The 15,840-nt window shown below is 68.6% G+C and carries 15 protein-coding genes and 1 pseudogene; 7 read left to right on the forward strand and 9 right to left on the reverse strand.

Annotated features, from left to right (window positions below):
* Positions 1–1,862, reverse strand: a pseudogene (locus JQ639_RS33820) (hypothetical protein); the annotation flags it as partial.
* 379 nt (positions 1,863–2,241) lie between these two features.
* Between JQ639_RS33820 and JQ639_RS33825 the strand changes: the two are divergent.
* The 5 genes from JQ639_RS33825 (at position 2,242) to JQ639_RS33845 (ending at position 7,071) form a co-directional block, all read left to right on the forward strand.
* Positions 2,242–2,475: a hypothetical protein gene (locus JQ639_RS33825; RefSeq protein WP_211969036.1), complete on the forward strand. Its 234-nt coding sequence runs from the start codon at positions 2,242–2,244 to the stop codon at positions 2,473–2,475.
* A gap of 385 nt (positions 2,476–2,860) precedes the next feature.
* A complete protein-coding gene (gene htpX, locus JQ639_RS33830) occupies positions 2,861–3,781 on the forward strand; it encodes a zinc metalloprotease HtpX (RefSeq protein ID WP_211969035.1) in 921 nt (306 codons plus the stop codon).
* A 97-nt stretch (positions 3,782–3,878) separates the two neighbouring features.
* Positions 3,879–4,859 carry a 3-oxoacyl-ACP synthase III family protein gene (locus JQ639_RS33835; protein ID WP_211969034.1) on the forward strand — a complete coding sequence of 327 codons (981 nt, stop codon included), beginning with the start codon at positions 3,879–3,881 and terminating at the stop codon, positions 4,857–4,859.
* Positions 4,860–4,979: 120 nt separating this feature from the next.
* On the forward strand, positions 4,980–5,819 hold the full coding sequence (locus JQ639_RS33840) for an MBL fold metallo-hydrolase (protein ID WP_211969033.1): 840 nt from the start codon (positions 4,980–4,982) through the stop codon (positions 5,817–5,819).
* On the forward strand, positions 5,806–7,071 hold the full coding sequence (locus JQ639_RS33845; protein ID WP_211969032.1) for a hypothetical protein: 1,266 nt from the start codon (positions 5,806–5,808) through the stop codon (positions 7,069–7,071). The genes JQ639_RS33840 and JQ639_RS33845 overlap by 14 nt, the downstream gene beginning before the upstream one ends.
* Here the strand turns inward: JQ639_RS33845 and JQ639_RS33850 are convergent.
* From JQ639_RS33850 to JQ639_RS33865, 4 genes are read right to left on the reverse strand one after another with little or no spacing between them, the layout of a single operon-like run.
* Positions 7,008–8,261: a glycosyltransferase gene (locus JQ639_RS33850; RefSeq protein ID WP_211969031.1), complete on the reverse strand. Its 1,254-nt coding sequence runs from the start codon at positions 8,259–8,261 to the stop codon at positions 7,008–7,010. The two genes, JQ639_RS33845 and JQ639_RS33850, sit on opposite strands and share 64 nt — an antisense overlap.
* Entirely contained in the window at positions 8,258–8,899 is a 642-nt protein-coding gene (locus JQ639_RS33855) for a hypothetical protein (RefSeq protein WP_211969030.1), read from the reverse strand. Before JQ639_RS33855 ends, JQ639_RS33850 begins: the two co-directional genes overlap by 4 nt.
* Positions 8,892–10,034, reverse strand: a complete 1,143-nt coding sequence (locus tag JQ639_RS33860) for a glycosyltransferase (RefSeq protein WP_211969029.1) — start codon at positions 10,032–10,034, stop codon at positions 8,892–8,894. The genes JQ639_RS33855 and JQ639_RS33860 overlap by 8 nt, the downstream gene beginning before the upstream one ends.
* Positions 10,034–11,005, reverse strand: coding sequence for an NAD-dependent epimerase/dehydratase family protein (locus JQ639_RS33865; RefSeq protein WP_211969028.1), 972 nt, complete (start codon positions 11,003–11,005; stop codon positions 10,034–10,036). Before JQ639_RS33865 ends, JQ639_RS33860 begins: the two co-directional genes overlap by 1 nt.
* Positions 11,006–11,308: 303 nt before the next feature.
* Here JQ639_RS33865 and JQ639_RS33870 point away from each other — a divergent pair, with 303 nt between their 5' ends.
* Both JQ639_RS33870 and JQ639_RS33875 read left to right on the forward strand, forming a co-directional pair.
* Positions 11,309–12,181 (forward strand): hypothetical protein, encoded by an 873-nt coding sequence (locus JQ639_RS33870; protein ID WP_211969027.1) that lies wholly within the window; start codon positions 11,309–11,311, stop codon positions 12,179–12,181.
* A gap of 1,092 nt (positions 12,182–13,273) precedes the next feature.
* Entirely contained in the window at positions 13,274–13,987 is a 714-nt protein-coding gene (locus JQ639_RS33875; protein ID WP_211969026.1) for a response regulator transcription factor, read from the forward strand.
* Here JQ639_RS33875 and JQ639_RS33880 read toward each other — a convergent pair.
* Genes JQ639_RS33880 through JQ639_RS33895 form a run of 4 tightly spaced genes read right to left on the reverse strand, consistent with a single transcriptional unit; the run spans position 13,953 to position 15,840 of the window.
* Positions 13,953–14,411, reverse strand: a complete 459-nt coding sequence (locus JQ639_RS33880; protein ID WP_249123461.1) for a hypothetical protein — start codon at positions 14,409–14,411, stop codon at positions 13,953–13,955. The genes JQ639_RS33875 and JQ639_RS33880 overlap by 35 nt on opposite strands.
* A complete protein-coding gene (locus JQ639_RS33885; RefSeq protein ID WP_211990954.1) occupies positions 14,402–14,917 on the reverse strand; it encodes a hypothetical protein in 516 nt (171 codons plus the stop codon). Before JQ639_RS33885 ends, JQ639_RS33880 begins: the two co-directional genes overlap by 10 nt.
* A 3-nt stretch (positions 14,918–14,920) precedes the next feature.
* Complete coding sequence (locus JQ639_RS33890; protein WP_211969024.1) at positions 14,921–15,406, reverse strand: rod-binding protein; 486 nt, start codon at positions 15,404–15,406, stop codon at positions 14,921–14,923.
* Positions 15,403–15,840 carry a hypothetical protein gene (locus JQ639_RS33895; protein ID WP_249123460.1) on the reverse strand — a complete coding sequence of 146 codons (438 nt, stop codon included), beginning with the start codon at positions 15,838–15,840 and terminating at the stop codon, positions 15,403–15,405. Before JQ639_RS33895 ends, JQ639_RS33890 begins: the two co-directional genes overlap by 4 nt.

Here is a 15,840-nt window from a genome sequence, read left to right on the forward strand (position 1 = left end):
GTGAGCATGCCCATGAACTGGCCCATCGCCTGGAAGGTCGTCTGCTGCGACGCCGCGCCGAGTTCGCCGGATGCCTGCGTCAGACCGCCCTGCGTCAGCGCGCCATAGACCAGCGGAATGCCGCCATTGGCGTTGAACGAATTGACCAGCGCGCCGGCCACCGCCTGCTGGTTGCCGGACAGGCCACGGCCGAAATCGGGCGAGGTCGGCGGCGGGGGCGGCGTGTAATCGAGAACGAGATTGAGATAGGCGTTGTTGGCGTCGTAGCTCAGGCCGGCGTGGAAGTTCGCCGGCAGGTTGGTGGCGACGACGTTCGAGGCGAACGTGCCGGACACACCGCCGGTCGCAGTCAGGATGGTGTAGGTCTTGCTGATGTAGCTGCCGTTCGCGAACACGGCATTGACGGTGGCGCCGCCGAGCGTTGCGGCGCCGGTCACGCTGGCGCGCGTCGCCGCCGCCGGATTGACCTGCACCAGATAGGTCGCGCCGGTTTCGAAGGCGAGATCGCCGACGATCGACATCGCACTTCCCGGTGTGCCGTTGCCCGGCGCGAAGGTCGCGCCGCTGGAGACCGTGACGAGGGACGTGCTGATGGTGCCGCTGCCGGCCAGCGTCGCATCGGAGTTCACCGTCACCGACGAGGTGCCGATGATCGCTCCCTGTACATTGAGGATGCCGGCATCGACGACCGTCGCGCCGGTATAGGTGTTGATGCCGGTGAGCGTGATCGTCCCACCATAGCCCTTGGTGACGTCTCCACTGCCGGTGATCACATTGTCGACCACCGTGGTGTCACCGGCTGCCAGAAACAGCATGCTGCCATTGTTGAGGATATTGCCGGACAGCTGCGACGTCGGGCCCATGAACATCAGCGCATTGTTGCCGTTGGTGAACTCGATGGCATTGGCCTGCTGTCCGAGGCTGCCGGTGCCGCCGGTGATGCTGCCGCCGGCCGCGATCAACACGGTCGCGTTCGCACCGACGAAACCGGCGCCGCCGGCGCCCGCAAGGCCACCCATGCCGGCGGAGCCGCCATTGCCGCCGGAGATCGCACCGTTGATCGTCAACCAGGAGGCGGCCGGTGATGAGCTCAAGAAATACAGGCCGACGCCGCCGTTGCCACCGTTGCCGCCAAACGCGCCTCCGGCGCCGCCACGACCGCCGCTCACCACACCGTTGATCGTGAAGGCCGAATTATTGACGGCACTGACCTCGAACAGCAATCCAGTGCCGCCGCTGCCGCCACTGCCACCACTCAGGGATTGACTGGCGTAACCATCGCCGCCCTTGCCACCGTTGCCGCCCGTCACATTGGCCGACAGCGTGCCCGACGCATACGCGGACGATCCGAGAACGACCGCACCATAGCCGCCGGCGCCGCCGCCGCCGGCCGCGGGGCGATTGACCTCGGTGTCTTCGAAGCTGTTGCCACCGTTGCCGCCATTGCCGCCCCTGACGGCCGATGTCGGGAAGGCGCTGCCGACAAAACCGTGCGCGCCGCCGCCGCCACCGCTGCCGGAGCCCAGCTCATCCGTGACGCCGTCACCGCCGTTGGCGCCAGCCGTAGCCCCGCCCGCTCCACCCGGCAGGCCGACACGCGCCGTGCCGCCGCCGTTGCCACCGGTGATGCCGGCGCCGCCACCGCCGCCACCGCAACATTCCGGGGCGTCCTCACCGTCCTGTCCGGTGTCTGTCCGCTGGTCGCGGCCGCCGCGGGCGCTCCACTGGATGGTGTCGTCGGGCTGGTAGATGCCCGACCTGCCGCCATCGGCGAACGCCGGCCCGGTCAGCGCGGTACTGACCAGGAAAGCCGCCAGGAGGCCACCAACGCCAGACGTATGACGAACACCGTGCCTGATCATCGGCGCGGCCGGCCGCATCCCGGAAATCTTCATATCCACCCCAACAGCGCCGGCGAACCGACTCGCAATGCCCCATGTCGTCCTCCTGCTTAGTCATCCACATGTCGCATCCGCCCGGGACGCGCTGTCGCAGCTTGTAAATGGCTGTAAAGACGACGGCGCCGATCAGCGGGTGACGCGGCTTGCGATCTCTTCCCATCAGAGCAGGCGCGATGAACATCCATGACGGCGGCATCATGGCCCCCGCGGAGCGCCCGTAATGGGCCGCCGCGGCTGTCTTCACGATTGCGGATTGCGGTCCCGAAACGCACGGCCGCTGCGACAGCAGGCCGCCGCCAGGCTATAGTCGGCGCCGCTCCAGCCGCGAGGGACCTTCGCCATGCCGCAGCGTCGTCGATCGGACGGTCCCCGGACATTCGTCTGGGTGCGCGGCCCGCGCGGGCCCGAACCTCAGATCTGGGGCGAAGAAGCACGCATCGCCGGCGAGCGCACGCGCGAGACCGTGGTGCTGGCGACGCGCGAGCTGTCACCAGACGAAAGCCGGCTGCCGCTCAGGGCGCTCGCAGCACGTTATCCCGCGCCGGCCGAGACGCGCGACGCAACGGACGACTAGGCCGCGCGAGGATCACGACGAGCGGGCGATCTGGCCGAACAGGATGGCCTTCGACGCCGGCGTCACCACCGGTCCGCCATTCAGCCACTCACGCCCGACGCGCCATCCCTCACGCACCGCCGGACGCGCGTTGCGCGCGAGAAACCAGCGCTTGAGATGGACGGGATGGTTCCTGCAGGTAACGCCAACCGGCTGGATGCCACTCCCGAGATTGGGTCAATTCATGCGGCGGAATGGACATCCTGCCGAACACCGCGAGGCCGGGATGCGCGCCTTCGCCGCGCGCGACCATGCGCCGCCCGGCCTTGCGAAGACCTTGCCCCGATCCCTACCTGATGTGCACGGGGCGACACTTGCGCCCGCGTGCCCTGACGGGAGAGGAGGCATGAGCTACCTGAGAACCGCGATCCTGCTGGCAGGCCTGACGGCCCTGTTCATGGGCGTGGGCTATCTGATCGGCGGCAGCAGCGGCGCAATGATCGCGCTGGTGGTGGCCGGCGCGACCAACCTGTTCGCCTACTGGAATTCGGACCGCATGGTGCTGTCGACCTACGGCGCCCATGAGGTCGATCGCCAGTCGGCGCCCGACCTCGTCGCGCTCGTAGCCGAACTCGCCGGCCGGGCAGCGCTGCCGATGCCGCGCGTCTATGTCATGGACAATCCGCAGCCCAACGCTTTCGCGACCGGACGCAATCCGCAGAACGCCGCGGTCGCCGTGACCACCGGACTGATGCAGAGCCTCAGCCGCGAGGAACTCGCCGGCGTGATCGCGCACGAACTCGCCCACATCAAGAACCACGACACGCTGCTGATGACCATCACCGCGACCATCGCGGGCGCGATCTCGATAGTGGCGCAGTTCGGCATGTTCTTCGGCGGCAACCGCAACACCAACAGCACCGGCGTGATCGGCTCGGTCGCCATGATGATCCTGGCGCCGCTCGCCGCGATGCTGGTGCAGATGGCGATCAGCCGGACCCGCGAATATGCCGCCGACGATCTCGGCGCACGCATCGCCGGCGAGCCGCAGTGGCTGGCCTCGGCGCTGGTGCGGATCGAGAACGGCGCCCATCGGGTGCCGAACATGGATGCCGAGCACAATCCGGCGACCGCGCACATGTTCATCATCAATCCGCTGTCCGGACAGGGCATGGACAATCTGTTCGCGACCCATCCATCGACCGCCAACCGTGTCGCCGCGCTGCAGCGACTGTCGGCCGAACTCGGCGCGCACCGCGCGGCACCGCAGGCCGGCCCGGGCGGCCCATGGAATCGCCCCCCGCCGGCGCGCGGGCCGTGGGGCTGAACCGGCCGCCCGCAGCAGACATGGCGACCGGCGAGGTTGTCTCGCCACCGTGCGCGCCCTAAGCTGATCCTTTGTGATCAGAGGCCCGCCGCGACGCATGACGGTTCTTCCCGTAGCCATTGCTGCGACCGGCATCTACCGGCCGCGCACGACCATCGCCTCCACGGACATCGACGCCACCCATGCCTGGCCGCACGGCCGCAGCGAGAGGCTGACGGGCATCGCCAGCCGCGCCGTGGCAGCCGACGACGAGTGCGCCTCGATGATGGCGAGCGAGGCGGTGCGGGCGGCGCTGGCTGGCGACACCTCCGGCCCGCTCGATCGTCTCGTGGTCGCCTCGATCATGTCGGAGCAGCCGATCCCGACCACCGCCGCGCTCGCCGCGCGCCGCCTCGGCCTCGATCGCATCGCCGCGTACGACATCAACGCCTCGTGCCTCGGCTTCCTGCAGGCCGTCGAGGGCGCGGCCGCCGCGATCACCCTCGGCGCCTCCACCAGAGCGGCCGTGGCTGCGGTGGACATCGCCTCGCTCGGCCTCGATCGCGAGGATCCGGCGACCGCCCCCCTGTTCGGCGACGGCGCCGCGGCGGCAGTGCTGCAACGCTCTGATGGTGCTTCCGCGATCCTCGCCATCCGGCTCGAGACCCATCCCGACGGCGCCGACCTCTGCGAAATTCCTGCCGGCGGATCGCGCTGGAATCCGCGCCGGCCGCCGCCATCCGAGAGCGACTACCTGTTCCGCATGAACGGCGCTGCGCTGGCGCGCCTCGCCATGGAGCGGCTGCCCGACTTCATCAGCCGCGTGCTCGACGAGGCCGGCGTCCGCCTCGGCGATATCGCCTGCGTCATGCCGCACCAGGCGAGCCGCCTCGGCCTGCGCTTTCTCGAGCGCCTGCTCGGCGACCACGGCGCGGCGATGGTCGACATTCTCGCTGATCATGGCAACCAGGTGAGCGCGTCGCTGCCGACCACGCTGCATCATGCCATCGAGAGCGGCCGCCTGCACCGCGGCGACCTCGGCCTGATGCTCGGCACCGCCGCGGGCTTCGGCATGGGCGCGATGGTCTTCAAGTATTGAGGCGCAGGATGACGGTGCCGATGATCGATATCGTCCGTTCTCGCGAGGCCGCTGCACTGTTGCGCGGCCTTCGGCTCGCCGTTGCGGCCTCACACCAAACATCGTTCAGGTAGAGGCGTCGTGCGCGTCCGGCTCGATCTGATGATCTGCGGCAGCTGCCAGCACCCGACCTGCATGGTGACGGGGCGGCCCGAACTTGGCCGCACCACGTTTCCCGCGCTGGTCGGACGCATCAGCCATCCGACCCGCGGCACCGTGCTGTTCGACACCGGCTATGGCGAGGCGCTGCGCGCCTCGACCGATGCCGTCGGCCGCCTTTACCGCCGCGTGCTGCCTTACAAGCTGGCGCCCGGCGAAGCCTGCGTGCACCAGCTCGCGGCGGCCGGCATCGCGGCGGGCGACGTCCACGCCATCGTGCTGTCGCACCTGCATCCCGATCACACGGGCGGCCTCAGCGACTTTCCGGCGGCGGAGATCCACTTGTCGCGCCGGGCGTTCGACGCCCGTGCCCCCGCCGGCTTCGGCGCGCGCGCCCGCGCGGGGCTGATCCGCGATCTGTTCCCGGCCGACCTCGCGGCACGCGCCCGCTTCTTCGAAGACGCAGCGGTCGTCACGAACACCACACGCCACGAGGAGTTTGCCGAAGGCCACGATATCTTCGGCGACGGCAGCATCGTTGCCGTGGCACTGCCCGGCCATGCCGCCGGCCATTTCGGCATCCGCCTCACGACCGACGGCGGGCGCGAGGTGTTCCTCGCTGCCGACGCCGCCTGGCTGTCGCTGTGCTACCGCGAGATGCTGGAGCCGCTGGCGCCGGCGCGCGCCTTCATCGACGACTATGCGGCGTACCGACAGACCCTGGCGCGGCTGCGGCGCTTCGCCGGACAGCGCCCCGACGTGCTGGTGGTGCCGTCGCACTGCTTCACCGCGATCGAGGACACCCGGCGTGAGCTCGCTTGACGCGCTGACGGCCTTCGCCCGGGCGAAGCTGCGGGCACGCTCGCCCCGCCTGCTCGCCGTGGCGGCTGGACCAGCGCCCGATCCATCGACGCCGGTGGTCAGCCCCGCCAACTATCGCAACGACTTCACGGCCTGGAACACGCTGGGACTCGACCTGCCGCAGGCGCGCGATCTGGCGCGTCGCGAGGCAGCCGGCGAGCCGACCGGCCATCCCGGCCTGAGCTTCGGACTGTCGACGGGAACGCTCGGCACGCCCGGCGTGTTCATCGCCTCGCAGCGCGACCGCGCGCGCTGGCTCGGCACCTTTCTCGCGCGCGTGCTGTCCGGCGGCGAGCTCCTCGACTTCGTCCGCTCCGGCCGTGTCGCGGTGCTGCTGCGCCACGACAGCCGGCTCTATCATCAGACGCGCACACGCACCGCGTTCTTTCCGCTGGGACGAGGTATTGCCGCAGTGGCGGACGGGCTCGCCGCATTTCGCCCCAACATCATTGTCGGGCCACCGTTCGCGCTGCGCCGGATCGTCGACAGCGCCGCGTTCGCCCGCGACCCATGGCGGGTGCGGTTCGTCGTCGCCGGCGGCGAGCCGCTGTGGCCGGAAGACGAGGCGATCCTGCGCGAGCGGCTCGGCCCGGTGCGCCAGGTCTACCAGGCCGCGGAGGGCTTTTTCGCCGCGAGCTGCGGCCACGGCCGGCTGCATCTCAACGCCGACATCGTGCAGTTCGAGCGCGCGACATTCATCGATGCCCCCGACCGCTTCATTCCCGTCGTGACCGACATCGCGCGCCATGGCCCGCAGCGGCTGCTGCGTTATCGCACCGACGACATCGCGATCGAAGCCACAGGGCCCTGCCCGTGCGGCTCGGTGCTGCCGTCGATCGCCGCGATCGAGGGCCGGCTGTCCGACGCAATCGTGACGCCGACCGGGGCACTGGCGTTTCCGCGCGCCGTGTATCAGGCCATCGCGCCGGCGCTCGGCGGTGCCCCGTTCCGCCTCGTGCAGGACGCGCCGAACCAGCTGACGTTTCATCTGCCCGGTGATCTTCCGCGCGCGGCCATCAGCCGTGCGGTCGATGCCGCGCGCAACTGCATCGGCGCCGACGTCGCCGTGGCTTCCCTGGAATTGCCGCGGCTCGACGACAAGTTCCGCCGCTTCGAGCGCCGCATGCCGCTGCCGGAGGACTTTTTCGCTCAGCGGCTGCGCGAGCCGACCGCCCTGCCGATCGCCGCGAGAAACGCCTCGCGCGGCCGATAGCGCGCCGCCGCCTGCGCCAGCGCCGGCAGCGCCGGAAAAGCTCCCGGCTTCAGCACCTGATCGAGCGCGACCAGCGTCGCGCGGCTGCCAAGGCTGTCGGCGCGCAGGCCCGCGCCCTTCGCAACGATGCGCGCGGCGAAATCGAACTGGTCGTAATCATGCGGCACGACCAGCGCGGGCCTGGCCGCGGCGATGGCGGCATAGGTGATGCCGGCGCCGCCGTGATGGATCACCGCGTCGAACGCCGGCAGTTGCGCCTCATAGGGCACGAACGGCAGCAGCACGGCGTTGCCGGCAAGAGGCTGCGCCGTGATCGCCGGGTCGGTCGTCCCGAGGCTGCCGACGAAGCAGACATCCGGCCGCGCCGCCGCCAGCGCGGCGATGTCGGTAGCGAGCGTTGCCTTTGCCCACGGCAGATGGGTGCCGAGGGTGACGAGCACGCGCGGCCGGCCGGCCGGAAGATCCGGCGGAACGACGTTTTCGGGATTGCGATAAAGCGGCCCGATCATCTCGAACGCGGCCGGCCAGTCGCGCGCGAACTCGAGCTCGGTCAGGCCGAAGCCAAGGATGCATGTCGGCGAATAGCAGGTCTCGCTGCCGTCGGCGCGGTACAGCCCCGAGTCGAGCGCCGCGAGCTCGCGCCGCGCAGCGAATGCGAACGCTTTCTTCATCGTGCGGACGAAGGCCCACCCGGAGGCATCGCGCGCGCGGTACAGCGGGCCCTCGCCCGCACGCCAGCCGCCGAGATATGACGGCGGCCCGCGCCGGCCCTCGATGGCGAACGGCGTCGCGATGGTGGTGATCCAGGGAATGCCGAGCACCGTCGCGGCAAGCCCCGCGGAGACGGCGACGGAATCGGCCACCACGACGTCCGGCGGTTGCGCGCGCCACAAGTCCAGCAATTCGTCCCGCGCGACGATCGCGACGGCGAGCGAACGGCGCAATTGGGCGAGCAGCCGGCGCGGGTTGCCACGAACGGGCTCGGCCGTGTCGGCGATCTGCTCCAGCTGCGGTCCCTCGAGACAATCGAGCGTCACCGCCGCAAGGCCGCGCCCTTCGACCGCCGCGCGCTTGCGCGCGCCGGTGATGACACGGACATCGTGGCCCGCCACGGCGGCGGCCTCGGCCAGTTCGAGCAACGGATTGAGATGGCCGGCGAACGGCGGCGCCACGACGGCGATGCGGCTCATGACCGGGGCTCCGCGAAGAACGCGGCGATGGCGGCGCGGGTGGCGTCATCTTCATAGTAGCCGAGATGCCCGCAATCCGGCCGGACATCGACCGGGCCGCGCCACAGCATGCGGCTCCAGGTGTCGCGGCGGCCCTGCACGACAAGGCGGCCAGCAAGACGGCCCGCGGGCGGCATCCGCCCCGCGGGGCCGACAATCGCCGCACGGATCTCGGGCCCGCTGGCCGGCAGACGGCCGAGCGCATCGGCGAGCAGGTCGACGCCGCAGCTGCCGGTGACCAGCAGCAGGCGCTGTTCGGTGCGCGCGATCAGCGTGGCGACGATTTCGGCCAGCGCGTCACGATAAAGCGAATTTCGCCGCGCCCAGATCCACTGGCGGGCATTGCGCACGCTCGCCATCACGATGGGCACCGGCTTCGCCGCCGGCGCCGCGAACGCCGCATGCCAGGGGAAGCCGACCGGCGTCACCAGCGTTTCCGCCGGCGCGACGCGGGCGAGGAAGGCCAGCTTGTCGGCGGCGAGCGCGCTGGTGGCAAAATCGCTTTGCCCGGTCAGCAGGCACAACCGCCGGGCCGCGTGCGGCAGCAGGAAGCCCGCAGGATCGAGTCTGGCGAGGCGATGGGCATAGGCCTCAGCCATCGGCGATCCGCCGCCCATGGAGCGTGATCGCCCGGTCGCGCCAGCGGATACGGTTCGGCAACAGGCTGGCCGACACCGCGTGGAGCGGCAACAGCAGTTCCGCCGCGATCTCGAAGGGCACGTCGGACAGCGGTGGCGCCGCGCCGGTCAGCCGCCGCACCAGGCCACGCGTCGCCATCGCCCTGGCCGCGAGCAACGCCAGCGCGACGCCGGCTGCGCGCAGCGACGCGCAGGCGCCGGCAACCAGCAGCGGCAGCACCAGGAATTCCGGCAGCACCACCAGCAGCGCAATGCCGAGCGACAGGTTTTCGCGGAGATAGAGGCGCGCGAACACCATCCAGCGCCGCATCAGCGTCAGCCAGTGGCGCAGGCCGCGCACGGTGGTGATCACCGTCACCGCGCAGGCCGACTGCACGATGCGTCCGCCATTGTCGAGGAACAGCCGCGCAAGGGCATAGTCGTCGGTGACTTCGTGCACGATCCTTGCGAAGCCGCCATGGCGGCGGAGGTCGTCCGTGCGCATCAGCGAGAACATGCCGTTGATGGTGTGCGCGAGGCCAAGTCGCGCGGCCGGCAGATAGGTTAGCGCCGAGTTCGCGTTGACAAAGCCGGTGATCAGCCGCGAGCCGACAGTGGCACGCGCCGCATAGAGCGGCAGGCCGGTGGCCAGCACACCCGGCGAGACCTGCGCGGCGAGATGGCCGAGCGTCGATGGCGGCAACACCGTGTCGTCGTCGAGCACGGCAACGAATGGCGTCTCGACCCGCGCCAGACCGGTGGCGAGCTTGAACGTCTTGGGATTGACGCTGGCCGGCGGCCGCGTCCCGCGCAGCATGCTCACGGCCGGGTGGCCGACGGCCGCGAGCGCCTGCCGCACGGCGGCCTCGCCGGCGGCATCGTCCTCGTCGACGAGCCAGAGAAAACGCGCGGCCGGCGCATTGCGCAGGTTGGCTTCAAGGCATGCCGCAAGCGCCGGATCGCCGCCGAGGATTGGCTGCAGGCAAGTCACCTCCGCCTCGTCGACCGTCGCGGTCCAGCGCGCCCTTGCGGCGATCTCGCGCAGCGCGAGACAGCGGCGCACGAGATCGAGGCCGACAAAAACCGCCGCGATGATCGCGAAGACCGCCCAGGCCATTACAGCTGCGCTCCGGCCTTGTGCCAGGCGACGAAGGCAGCGATGCCGTCAGCCGTGGAGAATGGCGGCGGCCCGATGAGATCGATCATGCGCTGCGGCGCGAACGTCTTGCAATGGGTGAGCGCCGAAACGCCGAAGCGGGTGATCGGCGGTTCGCGCCAGCCGAACAGATGGCGCGAGGCCCATTCGGCGACGGCGGCGATGCGCATGGCGCTGCCATAGGACCAGCGCAGCTTCGGCAAGGGATAGCCGAGCTGCACCAGCACGTCGTCGAGCATGCGGCCGGTATCGATCGGCTTGCCGTCGGTAACATGGACGACGCCGGCGAGGCGCCGCTCGATTGCAACCTCGACCGCATGAACGAGATTGTCGATGTAGACGACATCGGCGAGCGAAGCGCCGCCATCGGTGCGGACGATGCGCGGCAGCATGCGCTTGCGCGCGGCGTCGAGGATGCGCGGAAACAGCACGGTATCGCCGGGGCCGTAGACAGCCCGCGGCCGCAGGATCGAGGCCGCGGGCCATGCCGCCCGCACCATTTCCTCGGCCTCGCGCTTGGCCGCGGCATAGCCGTTGATCGGCGTTTCCGGATAGGGCTCGTCCTCGGTGAGATCGAACTGGTCGCCGGCGCGGTACAGCACGGCGGTGGTCGAGATTAGCACGAAATGATCCGCGCCCGTGCGCCGCGCATGGGCCAGCATGTGGCGCGTCGCATCGACGATGTTGCGGCGATAATCCACCGGTCGCGCCCACGGCGACGCCAGCGCCGCGGCATGCACCACGACGTCCGCGCGCGGCGCATCCGCCGGCAGCGGGATGGCAAGATCGTGCAGCAGCTGGCGATCGGCGGCACCCTCGCGCGCAGGACGCCGGCTGACGCCGATGACGCTCATCCCGCCGGCGCGAAACGCGCGCCCGAGCGCACCGCCGACGAAGCCACTCGTACCGCTGACCAGGATGCTTGCAGGCAAATCGGCGCTCCGAATTCAGTATCCCCGCACCGTACAACAGATAGCCGCCGTTGTGACCGCCGCTCGCGCAGCCTCCGGAACCGCCGCAATGCCAATGGAATCAGGCGCTTCAGCGGGCGCGCCCCGCCGAACGCCGCCGCTCTGCCGCATGATGCGCGCCAGCACGCGACGGCCGCGCGCGGAAGCCTGAGCGCCAATCAGCCGCGCATCGCTCGTGTTGTCCACAACAACGTGGCTCTCCGGCTTCGCACAAGGTTCGCTTGCTAACCATTCGTTAATGATTGTCCGTGTGCCCGTTTCATCATGGTAGACCCGACACCTCCGGAGACACCTCCGACCACGCCCGCAGCAGATCCGCAGCCTCAGGCCGCGGTCGCCGGTGCCAATGGGTCGAAGGCCCAGACGGCCGGCAAGGCCGGTCCAGCCTCGCCCACCATCGACGAATTGCTGGCCAAGGAAGCGCTCGCCAACCTCAAGCGCGCGCGCGCCGTGCCGCGCAGCGAAGCGCTCAAACCCTTGACCCGCAAGCCTGTTCCAGCCGCGACACTGGTCGCGCGCGCGGCGCTGCCGCAGCCATGGAAAACGCCGTTCATCGCGCTCGCCGCCGTGGTCGCGCTGTCCACGGCGCTGTCCATCGGCGGCCTCAGCTACATCGCGGCGCGGCCCACCACCGCGACATCGATTGCCGACGCGGAGTTGCGCAGCCTGCGCGATAGCGTGGCCAGCCTGCGACGGACTGTCGCATCCCTGTCCAGCGACGTCGCCGCAAACCGCGCTGCGCTCGACGCGAGTGGCCGGTCGGCCAGCGACCGCTTCGATCGTCTCGTGCAGAGCGTCGAGCGCGTCGAGCGCGACCAGACGCTCGCCGCCACCAGGATCGAACGGCTGAATGAACAACGCGCGCAGCTTGCGCGCACGAGCGGCGGTGCGCCCGCCGCAGACATCACCGGCAGCATCCAGCCGCAGCGGCCGGCTGCCGCGCGGCGCGACGTCATCACGGGCTGGCGCGTGCGCCGCGCCTTCGATGGCGTTGCCGTTCTCGAAGGACAGATCGGCGTGATCGAAGTGGTGCGGGGCCAGGATGTCCCGAACCTCGGTCGCATCGAAGACATCAGAAACGAAAACGGGAGCTGGCAGGTGCAGACCAGCAAGGGAGTCATTCTCAGTACGCGTTGACTTTTGCTGCTGCATGCGACCGATCGAATGGCACTGCAATTCCATCGGCAAGATCAGGCCTTGATGCGCGCGTCGACACATGTCGGCGGCGATATCAGGAGCATTGTGTGCTCGCGGTCTGCGTGGCGTGACGGCTGCGCATGTCACGCGGGCGCGCGCGTCATGGTCATCCCACGAACTATCCACAGCGCGACGTGCGCGCATGCTTATCCACTGCGGCGAGCCGGATGCGGCGCTTTGCCGCAAACCGGCAACGCACCGGCGATGTCGACGACGCCGCACCGACCGCGTTCGCGCACGCTGTTTCAGCGACGCAGCGGCGATCACAAACGCGGATCGAAACTGCATCGCTGCAGCCATCGCTCCAATCACCATGATTGTCGCGACGAAGCGCGATTAATTCATCGTCCTTTCAACGGCATGCGTTGCGCGCGTCGCTCGCACGACGACGCGCATGCGCGAGGCATCGCACGATCGTCGCGCTGCCGTCAGATCGAATAGTCGCGCACATCACACACACCGCTTGCGAACGACAGCTGAAAACACCTTGCCTGATAGCGTTTCGGAGAACCGCATCGTGAAACCCACAAGCACATCACAGCAAATTGCTGTTCCAAAATGGCACGCAGAGACGCGTGCACAATCGCTTTGCTGTTCTTGCGCAGCGCAATTGCTTGACGATCACACGTCGCTGCGACGTAATGGAACCGCTCTCCGATTCGAGCGTGTGCGAACTGTACGATGATGTGCAAATCGAAATAGCACGCGGAGCATTCTTGATGAGTTTCCCATCAACATGCTTCGCGGCGCCACCGAGATGGGTTCATCAAGACTTCATTTTGCTTGTTCAGAGAACAGCAGATGAACTCCGGCGTCCGTCCGCACATCTTCGAACAGCACTCGCTGCGGCAGGCATCACCACCGCATCGGAGCAGTTCACACGCGCACATCACGTCTTCGACGGCATCGCGCGCGCGTGATCTGGAACTGAGCTTGTATCGCGTTAGTACCTGTTGTTTTGCGTAACCAGAATGGAGCGAGCGGGCCTGCTCCGACTCCACGACAACCATCTAGGCAAGCAGGGGCACTTACATGTTCATCGTCATCGATGATCGCGAAACCGTTACGAAAGGCTATGCCGCGGGCTTCGACCGCGAAGGCGTCGTCTCGATCGGTTTTTCGTCGAAGGACTTCCGCGAGTGGCTGGAGTCCGCCGTCGGTCACGACATGATGGCGATCGGAGCATTCATTCTCGGCGATTGCTCGGACCGCACCAGCATTCCGCGGACCATCCGCAACAAATCGCATGCGCCGATCATCGCGCTGACCAACCTCAAGCAGCTGACCGCGACGATCGAGCTGTTCGAAGCAGGCGTCGACGACGTCGTGCATGTTCCGATCCACGTGCGCGAGATCCTGGTGCGCACCGCCGTCATTCGCCGCCGCGCGTCCACGCAGTCGACGGAAACGCCGACCAGCCTGATCCGCGTCTTTCTCGACGGCCGCTATCCGGAGATCGGCGGCCGCACGCTGGCGCTGCCGCGCCGCGAGCTGCGCATTCTCGAGCACCTGGTCGGCCATCAGGGCAAGTGGCTGACGAAGGCGCAGCTGTTCAATGCCACCTACGGCCTGTTCGACTCCAGTTTCGATGAAAACGTGATCGAGGGGCATGTCAGCAAGCTGCGCAAGAAGCTGCGTGGTCATCTCGGCTACGACCCCATCGAGTCGAAACGCTACATGGGGTATCGCCTGGAGGATCTGAAGCCGCGGCCTAACGGCGAATCTGGTCCTTTGACACATAATTGAAGTCCTGGACCAGGACGTCCTGCACCACCTCGGCCTGGAGGCGCTTGTTGACGCGTTCGCGGACCGTGCGGGTGAGCTGGCCGAGGTCGTAGCGGGCGAGATTCCTGAAATCGAGTTTCTCGTCCGCGTAGATGTTCCGAAACGCCTCGTCGACGACATAGGTCTCGGGCGGAACGGCGGACTGGCGCAGCGCAGTGGCATCCGCCGTGAAGGCGAACTGAGCGATGATATAGCCCTGGACGCCGCCCTCGGCGATCATCGGCACGTTGATGATCCGTGTCTTCTCGGACACGACACCTTCGCTGTATTCCTGCCGCGCCGCCGAGGCCGCGCGGCCGTCCTTCCAGTAGGACAGGCCAAGGCTCGCTCCCACGGTGACAGCGCAGGCCCAGACCCCCGCCAGCAACAGCCGGACTATCTGCATCGGCCGGCCTCCGTCATCGAATAGGTGCCGTCGGACTCGATATCCTGAATCGACTTCGCGATGATCGCCGATACCTCGCGCACCGCATCGAGATGGACCTGCAGCACCGCCTGGTTGCGGACGAGGCTGGCGCGCAGGCCGCTGAGATGCGCTGCGACGCGCGGATCGACCGCAGTGTTTTCGGTCAGACGCATGGCCCGCGTGAGTTCCAGCAGACCGCGGTTCTTGCGCTCGCCGTAGGCGGCGAAATCGACAGCTTCGCGGTTCTCGAGCTTCCCGGTCTCCTCGTCGACCGTCACCTTCAGCCGCTCGATCGCGCTCAGCGTGCTGGATTCCGTGCCGAGCCACTGCGCCACAGCCGGCTCGTCGTCCCCGGCCGCGACTTTCAACTCCACCCCCGGCAACGCCGGCAGCACTTGCCCGGCGTCCGCCACCGTCTGATCCAGCCCGGCGTCCGCAGACCTCATGTCCCGTATCATCCCCGTCCCCATCACATCTGTTGCCACGCGCTAGCCCTCGCCGCTTGCCGGCAAGGCGGTCGAGCGCGACTTGGCCAGTTGCTTCGCAATGCCGATGCCGTCACCCTTGGCCATCTCGTTGCCGATCTGCTCGGCCAGCATCGACCGCCAGATTGTGCCGGCTGTGCCCTTGCCGAAGACCTCGCTCGCGCCCTCCGGCAGCATCGATTCCACGAACGTCTGCAGGACGAACGCCTCGAACTTGCGATAGACGGCGCGGCCGTCCTTGACCTGGCGGACAACCGGGGCATGACCGCTGTCGACAGGCAGCACCGGCAGCTGTGCATCGGCCGACGGGGCATGCGGCCCTGCCTGCGCGAGCCTGCCCGCGGCGATACGCCCGTCCATCTCGGCCACGAAGGTCCCGCCTGCCGCGCTCGACAGCCGCTCGAGCCGCGTCTCCGCGAGCCGCTGCACCGCGGGGTCCGCGGCCGACATGACGTCGACGATCAGATCCTGCACCGGCGCGACGGTCATGGGCGGCCCCGCACGGCATGCGGCAGTGATGTCATGGCTTGTCGTTCCCTGTCCTGTGCGCGGCGCGCCGCGGCATCGATAATGTCTTCGAGGGCGCGCTTCTCGTCGGTGCGCGCCGCGCTGCGGTCCGCGGCATCGGACACACGCTGAACCTGCTTGAGCTTGCGCGCCTCGGCCAGCGCCTGTGCGGCGAGCGTCTCCCTGGTCCGCGCGAGGGTCTCGCGCGCGATACTCGCCGACCTCAGGTTGCGGCTCGCGGTCTGCGCCGCCAGCGCCGGCATGCCGCAGGCGGCGTTGAAGCCTTCGATGATGCGGCGCTGGCGCTCCTCGGCCTCGTGCTCGCGGGCGCTGCAATCCATCAGCTCCCACTGCGCCAGCTCATGCAACCGCAGCTGGACGGCGACGAGCCGGCGGATCTTGCGTTCGCGCGTCAT

It is taken from the genome of Bradyrhizobium sp. U87765 SZCCT0048 (assembly GCF_018131225.1).
Taxonomy (GTDB): Bacteria; Pseudomonadota; Alphaproteobacteria; order Rhizobiales; family Xanthobacteraceae; genus Bradyrhizobium_A.

Bases quoted from the DNA above. Each gene is read 5' to 3' on its own strand.
- JQ639_RS33890 (WP_211969024.1), bottom strand. From the start codon at position 15,406: ATGACCGTCGCGCCGGTGCAGGATCTGATCGTCGACGTCATGTCGGCC.
- htpX (WP_211969035.1), top strand. From the start codon at position 2,861: ATGAGCTACCTGAGAACCGCGATCCTGCTGGCAGGCCTGACGGCCCTG.
- JQ639_RS33860 (WP_211969029.1), bottom strand. From the start codon at position 10,034: ATGGCCTGGGCGGTCTTCGCGATCATCGCGGCGGTTTTTGTCGGCCTC.
- JQ639_RS33870 (WP_211969027.1), top strand. From the start codon at position 11,309: ATGGTAGACCCGACACCTCCGGAGACACCTCCGACCACGCCCGCAGCA.
- JQ639_RS33875 (WP_211969026.1), top strand. From the start codon at position 13,274: ATGTTCATCGTCATCGATGATCGCGAAACCGTTACGAAAGGCTATGCC.
- JQ639_RS33825 (WP_211969036.1), top strand. From the start codon at position 2,242: ATGCCGCAGCGTCGTCGATCGGACGGTCCCCGGACATTCGTCTGGGTG.
- JQ639_RS33855 (WP_211969030.1), bottom strand. From the start codon at position 8,899: ATGGCTGAGGCCTATGCCCATCGCCTCGCCAGACTCGATCCTGCGGGC.
- JQ639_RS33850 (WP_211969031.1), bottom strand. From the start codon at position 8,261: ATGAGCCGCATCGCCGTCGTGGCGCCGCCGTTCGCCGGCCATCTCAAT.
- JQ639_RS33895 (WP_249123460.1), bottom strand. From the start codon at position 15,840: ATGACGCGCGAACGCAAGATCCGCCGGCTCGTCGCCGTCCAGCTGCGG.
- JQ639_RS33835 (WP_211969034.1), top strand. From the start codon at position 3,879: ATGACGGTTCTTCCCGTAGCCATTGCTGCGACCGGCATCTACCGGCCG.
- JQ639_RS33880 (WP_249123461.1), bottom strand. From the start codon at position 14,411: ATGCAGATAGTCCGGCTGTTGCTGGCGGGGGTCTGGGCCTGCGCTGTC.